Source organism: Bradyrhizobium sp. Unk1 (assembly GCF_059512345.1).
Genome location: NZ_JCAMOP010000107.1, coordinates 1 through 6425 on the forward strand (window position 1 = coordinate 1; position 6425 = coordinate 6425).

Consider the following 6425-nt stretch of genomic DNA (forward strand, 5'->3'; position numbering starts at 1 on the left):
CATTCGTGCTGGATGATCAACCGCTCATTGGAGACGCTGAGCCTGCGCATGGAAAAGGCCGATGCGAATGCGCGCCTGGTGGCGAGCTATCTGCGCGACCACCCCAAGGTCGCCAGGGTTCACTATCTCGGTCATCACGAGCAGGTCTCGACCTCGGGCCGTGTGTTCGCGCGGCAATGCCTGGGCGCGGGATCGACCTTCTCGTTCGACATCGTCGGCGGCAAGGAGGCGGCAGTGAAGTTCCTCAATGCGCTGCAAATCCTCAAGCTGGCGGTGAGTCTCGGCGGCACCGAGTCGCTGGCGAGCCTGCCCGCGACCATGACCCATTCCGGCGTTCCCGCCGACATTCGCCAAAAGATCGGCGTGCTCGATTCCACCATCCGGCTGTCGATCGGGATCGAGACCGCGTCCGATCTGATCGCGGACCTCGCGCAGGCGCTGAACGCGGCTTGAGCGAGGGAATCAAAGCGGATTGGACGCGCGGCACGCTGACATGATCGCCGCGGCGGCATTGCTCTGCGCGCCCGAGAGCTGCCGCATGAGGCAGACGTAATAGCCCTTGCTGGATGCGTTCAGCAGGGAATCGCCGGCAGGCCGTCGATCTCACTCGATTTCGAGCCATTCGGAGACGGGGCGACCCGTGGGCTACGAACGAAACCAACTCGCAATCGTCGCCTGATCCCGTGCCCGACGCGATCACCGTGCTCATGCTTTGCATCCAGCTGAAGCAGTTCCGCCTCGGCTTAGTTAGCAGACTGGCTGGCCTCTAAACGTGCGGGCCGGTGAGACACTTCGAGAGCGACAAAGGGCCCTTGAATGAGTTGTTGTTCTCGACGGCAAGCGGCCCACGCGGGCCGCTTTTCGTTTTATGGATTGCCGCGCGGTCTCGTCAGCTTTCAGTAAGCCAGCGCAGCTACAGGGCGCTTGGGGTTAACGGATGTGGCAGGGACAGCGCTTCCCCCAGGGTAAGCGCGGGGGCTTTCAAGCGCCGAGTCACGTTGCCGCTAACTTCAAAGGGTAGTGCGGCGTGGCGGGGACAGCGCCTGACGCCGCGCGGCCGAACGGCGCCGAGTTGCGCCCGCACTACCGGCGATCTAGGATACGATAAGCTTCACGGACACTCAGGGAGGGAAAGGAGATTGTCCGGTTAAATTCCGTCCACTGTTGTCTTGATGTACTTGTGTCGGCCGTCGGTGGCGACGATGACCTCGACGGTGACGCCTGATTGTTCGACGTAGTACTCCCACTCGCGGCTTTCGAGGTCTCGGATAGTCTTCTTAACGGGTAGCTTCCATCGCGTTCCGTCTGAATTTACCCCGCCGACATTTTTGATTCTCTCGTGTGCGTTTCGCCTGTCAGTCTTGTTTATGCAACGAATGCGCACGCGTTTGGGCATGCGGGTGTCTCCCATCTCTGCAAGCTGTCGGACCAGCTTAGAGAATGGTCGAGGAGGATGAACCGGCCGATTCTGGTAGGTGCCCTGGTTACTTGTCTGCGCCATTTTCTGGTGGCGCCTGGAGAATGTGACCCTCTCACGAGCAAAGGTAGCCAGCCTGGGGCCGCGCTGGCTACCACCGCTTGCGACCACCCTACAAGGTGCTACCGGCCAACGGATGCACACGTTCGAGCGGCACATCACCTCGCTGCGGCTTGCGGTGCTTGCAGCCAATCAGGCCCCGGCGGCCGATCAGTCTTTGAGCCTGGCAGATCGCCAAGTCGCGACTTTTGATGCTGAGGACGCCCAGGAAGTGTTAGGCATACTCGATTGCGTGAAACTCGCCCCCGGGGCGGAGGGGGCACGGAAGATCGCTGCTCGCATACGCGCGCTTCTAGAGGGGACGAGGTGAGCTCGATCTTCTTTCTGTTCTTTGGCGCTCCTCTTTCATCAGCGTGGATCACTGTCAAAGTCAAAGCTGGATACCGCGACTGCTTGCCTATCGGTGGCAAAATACGGATTTTACGATACCGGATTTCAAGAACAGCCTGGTGTGGATTGCCTTTGCTATCCTGGACTTCGATCCGGTGGAGACCTTTGCTTATCCATGAACGTCTTTGGCTCGATACCGATTGCGCATTGCGAACCGGCCGAACGCTGGCCTTGCAGGCCGCGGCGATCAGCCGGTACGACAGCGAGGGGAATTGGCCTGCCCTCGGTCGCCGGGACTGACGTTATCACACCGCGAATCACGCAAGGACTCGGGAGCAATTCATTAGGTTGAGTGATGTCGCAAATAGCACTCGAACTTTGACCCCGTCACTACGAATGACTGCTTTTAGAATCACACAGTGTTTCCGTCGCCGCGGTAGCTATTTGGTAGCTAACGGCCATTTGCTTCGCGCAAGACTACAATAAGCTATTGATTTCGCTGGTACAGTTGGGTGGGTTCGAACCACCGACCTCCTGAGACAGGCGGTTACATGCATTCCGGGAATCCTTGGAGAATGCTGAGTGAGTCTGCCACGCACCGCCCACCAAGGCGCATCATCGAGGCAGTCATGTTTACCCCGCCGATCGGCCCGGCGTCGGCGCGCGAACTCCTGTCCTTGTCCGAAGAAACATGGGGCATCCTTCGGGATCGGCTAACGGACGGCGCCCGTGGCCGCCAGGACGGGTTAACAGCTAGGTGCCTGCGCTGCGAAAGTCGTGTCTTTATCCAGACAAGAAAGCAGGGCGAGCGCGGGCTTCCCTATTTTGTGCACTACAGAGGCGGGATCCTAGCTGCCCATGGCACCGCGATCACTTTCGATCGACGAGGCCCGAGCAGCCCAGTACCAGGGCCACCAGGAATCCCACACCCATCGGATGCTCTGCGAACGTTTGACGAGCTCGCCAAGGCCGACGTGCGTTATGTCCGCAGTACAGTCGCGCAGTACCTACCGCCAACAGAGAACAGCTTTGGCAGGTATCCCGACGTGTATATCGAATGCAAGGCCTTGCACCGTTGCGATCGAAATCCAGCTCTCGAATACCTTCCAAACGGAAATCTCCGCCCGCTGCCCACCATTATGAGCGTGAAGGGGGCAACCTGATCTGGGTGCTCTATGGAGTCGATCCGACGACCGATGATATCCCGTAAAGTTTTCGCGACGTATTCCGCCGGCACCGCGGCAATGCATTTGTCTTAGACCACGAAGGGGTCCAGGCATCCCACGAAAAAGACGATCGTCCTGAAATGCTATTTGAAGGACGGCGAGGACGCGTACAAGCCGCCGAAACTGGTTCGGATCGACGCGCTGACGTTTCGAGGGAAAGGCCTTCCTTCTCTCGAAGAGCGAATAACAGCCAATCTTAAGGCGGAGATCGGCGCGCAAAGAGCGTCTTGGTTCAAGGCGCTTGAGCCTTACCGCGACAATTGGGAATGGACTATCGTCCGCGCACCAGCGGTCAAAGATGCGATCGCGGCCTTAAGCCATCGCTTTGGAGTCATCTCCTCGTATGGTCCCGGCGAAGCAGAAGAGATCGCCGTCTGATCGCCATCGTCTTTACCGTGATATCGGCCGCAAACGGGCACTTCCGAAACTATGCAACGCGGCACGACAATATCCGCGCCATGCTAAACACGCTCTTGAATAGCGTGGAGGAGATGCAGCGCTACGCTCTCCTGATCGAATCCTTCTCAGCCATAGTAATCAACACGGCCTCTTGAACGGCAAGGTTGGCGAACATATCGAGCGTGCCAAGGCGGCCGCGGAAGGTAATCTCTGCCTCGAGGGCGAGCCCGAATGGCAGATCATGGCTCATCTCGTGCCCAGAGGTGTTCAATCGCATCACCCGCGAGGAGATGGCATATTTGGATGAACTTCCGGCTTGCGCATCCGGGGCAACGTAAGGCCCGTGGCCCGGTCTTTTTGGACGGTCCCGGTACCAAACCGCCTCGCTTACCTGCGATGCAGAATTTAAGATGAGCGCTATGCCGATCGCGATTCGCGACGGCTGTATGGCAATGTGGCTTCAACGAATGACTCACATGCAAAATCCATCCGCTGGCAGCGCAACTGCGCAAGCCTGAAGAAGCTTTTATGAGCTGCTGTTCGAGAACATGCGCTCCAGGGGGCAGCATCTCCCGATTGTCCTTTATGAAGGCATGATTTGGGACGGTCGCGCGCGACTTAGGCCATGGTTGGTACCCCTACGTCGACAGGAACTCTGCAAAGCTTCCGCCTGGCATGGCAATCCATGTCACAAGCCCGAAGGCCATGATCATTCTTGGTCCTGATCGGCGTTCGAATGGTTCCTCGGCGCTAGTGTCCTGAACCAGAAGTTCGCAACATCGCGTCGCGTTGTACCGGGGCATTGTAACGGCAGAAGCGCTCGATGGAAGCAAGGATGTCGTCGGCTGACTTGGTCCACCAGAACGGCTTGGGATCAGCGTTATGTCGTTCGATGAACGAGGCGATGTCCGCCCTGAGGGCGGCTACGCTGCGATAGACGCCGCGCCTGATCTTCTTATCGGTAAGAAGCGCGAAGAAGTGCTCGACCTGATTGAGCCATGACGAACTGATCGGGGTCAGGTGCACATGCCAGCGCGGCCGTTTAGCCAGCCACTTCTGGATCAGCGGGGTTTTGTGGGTGGCGTAGTTGTCCATGACGAGATGGACGTCGAGTTGGCGCGGCACAGCGGCCTCGATCTCGTCCAAGAACTTGCGGAACTCGGCGGCACGGTGCCGTCCGTAGCACTTGCCGATAACCCGTCCGGTCGCAATGTCGAGGGCGGCGAACAGCGAGGTGGTGCCGTGTCTTTTGTAATCGTGGCTCCTTCAGGCCGGCTGGCCGGGACGCATCGGCAACATCGGCTGACTGCGGTCCAGCGCCTGGATTTGAGACTTTTCGTCTACACACAGCACGATGGCGTGTGCCGGCGGCGAGACGTAAAGACCAACAACGTCGTGCACTTTGGCCACGAAGTTCGGATCGGTCGAGAGCTTGAATGACTCCAGCCGGTGCGGCTGGAGTCCGAAGGCCCGCCAGATACGTTGCACCGTCGACACCGACAAGCCGCTGGCCTTTGCCATACCGCGAGAACTCCAATGAGTGGCGTTTTCGGGGCAGCTTTCCAGCGTCCTCACGATCACCGCTTCGATGCGACCATCGTCAATGGTGCGCGGTGCCCCCGAGCGCGGCTCATCGTGCAGCCCGGCCACGCGCTGCTCCACAACGCGCCGCCGCCATTTGCCTACCGTCCCCCGCTCTAGGCCCAGCTTGGCCGCGTTTCCTTGTTCTGACCGCCTTCCGCGCAGGTCAGCACGATCCGGGCTCTCAGAGCCAGCGCCTGGGCCGTCTTTCGCCGCATTGTCAGCGACTGAAGCTCAGCACGCTCATCATCGCTCAATATCAGGGGTGCAAGTCGCTGGGCCGCTATCAGATCCTCCGTCACTGTTGCAGCCGCCTCTCTGGCACAGCGACGCGAATCTAACGCGAATCTACGATTGCGAACTTGTGACTCGGGCCACTAGATGGGAGCCAGCAACTCGATCTGGAGATCATCAAGCGCAAGTTCGCCAATATGATCGACATCCTGACTTACGATGACTTACTGCGACGGTTGGACAACATCATCGCATCACTATAGCGCCGGTCTACGGCTCGGCTCTCTGGTGAGGTGGATGAAAGCGACGGGACTAAATTAAGGGCTTGAGCGGCGGCTGCTAGAGCGTAACAGCTCAACGGCGCCGCCCATCGCTACCATCAAATCCCGCAGACGCGGGGCTTGCGACCGCGGCAGCGCGATCGCCAGAAGACGCTGCGCCCTTGATGCACCGACGTAGATTTTGCGAGCTTCTTCGTTGTTGCCCGCAGCGGCACCGGCCAGAGAATCGATGATGCCCTTCGCAGTGCTCGGCGACATCACTACGCAGATCCCGGGAAACTCCATACCTTTCACGCTATGGATTGTCCGCGCCGGGTGGCCCGATGCAGGCGCGACTAACAACACCTTCTCCAACTCACCATTGCGACGAAGCCGCTGATTGATGGATGGGCCGTCGGCCGGAAGCAGCGGTGCGAGCAGCCTGCGCGCCTCGTCGTGCCATGCATCGGCCGTGGCAAACCGCCCCGGAAAAGCGGAGCGCCTGAGCCAAAGCGACTGCTTCTGGCCGCCACGCGTCGGGTGCCCCGTTAGCGTCCGCGAGATGCTGGTGATAAGTCTTTCCACGCATCTGGACGGTGTCTGGGATGCGGCGCCGCTGGAGACGGAGCTGCTCAACCAGGCGGACCGACTCAACAGCTGAAGGAGGAGCTTGGACTTGATCACTTCGAAGGGCGATCATGGCAAGGCCTTCATCGCCACGATCTGGCTTTTCTCATCGACGCTGAGGACAACGGCTCGGTTCGGTGGGGACAGGTAAAGGCCGACAATATCGCGCACCTTATCGACGAACAGCGGATCGCTCGACAGTTTAAATGTCTGGCTGCGGTGCGGCTGCAA

The 6425-nt window shown here is 59.4% G+C and carries 5 protein-coding genes and 2 pseudogenes; 2 read left to right on the forward strand and 5 right to left on the reverse strand.

Features of this window, described 5'->3' with window-relative positions; genetic code table 11:
* Nucleotides 1–453 (forward strand): PLP-dependent transferase (locus tag AC5ZFO_RS46710; protein ID WP_496124097.1); only part of this gene is annotated, 453 nt, incomplete at its 5' end.
* Between the two features lie 694 nt (nucleotides 454–1147).
* Here the strand turns inward: AC5ZFO_RS46710 and AC5ZFO_RS46715 are convergent.
* On the reverse strand, nucleotides 1148–1396 hold the full coding sequence (locus tag AC5ZFO_RS46715; RefSeq protein WP_496124098.1) for a DUF3892 domain-containing protein: 249 nt from the start codon (nucleotides 1394–1396) through the stop codon (nucleotides 1148–1150).
* A 1784-nt stretch (nucleotides 1397–3180) separates the two neighbouring features.
* Between AC5ZFO_RS46715 and AC5ZFO_RS46720 the strand changes: the two genes are divergently transcribed.
* Nucleotides 3181–3471, forward strand: coding sequence for a hypothetical protein (locus AC5ZFO_RS46720; RefSeq protein WP_496124099.1), 291 nt, complete (start codon nucleotides 3181–3183; stop codon nucleotides 3469–3471).
* A gap of 121 nt (nucleotides 3472–3592) precedes the next feature.
* Here the strand turns inward: AC5ZFO_RS46720 and AC5ZFO_RS46725 are convergent, their stop codons facing one another.
* The 4 genes and pseudogenes from AC5ZFO_RS46725 to AC5ZFO_RS46740 form a co-directional block, all read right to left on the reverse strand.
* Nucleotides 3593–3742, reverse strand: a complete 150-nt coding sequence (locus AC5ZFO_RS46725) for a hypothetical protein (protein ID WP_164719105.1) — start codon at nucleotides 3740–3742, stop codon at nucleotides 3593–3595.
* A gap of 500 nt (nucleotides 3743–4242) precedes the next feature.
* Nucleotides 4243–5291 (reverse strand): annotated as a pseudogene (locus AC5ZFO_RS46730) (IS630 family transposase).
* A gap of 333 nt (nucleotides 5292–5624) precedes the next feature.
* Nucleotides 5625–6251: a 3'-5' exonuclease gene (locus AC5ZFO_RS46735; protein ID WP_496124100.1), complete on the reverse strand. Its 627-nt coding sequence runs from the start codon at nucleotides 6249–6251 to the stop codon at nucleotides 5625–5627.
* 27 nt (nucleotides 6252–6278) lie between these two features.
* A pseudogene (locus tag AC5ZFO_RS46740) lies at nucleotides 6279–6425 on the reverse strand (IS630 family transposase); the annotation flags it as partial.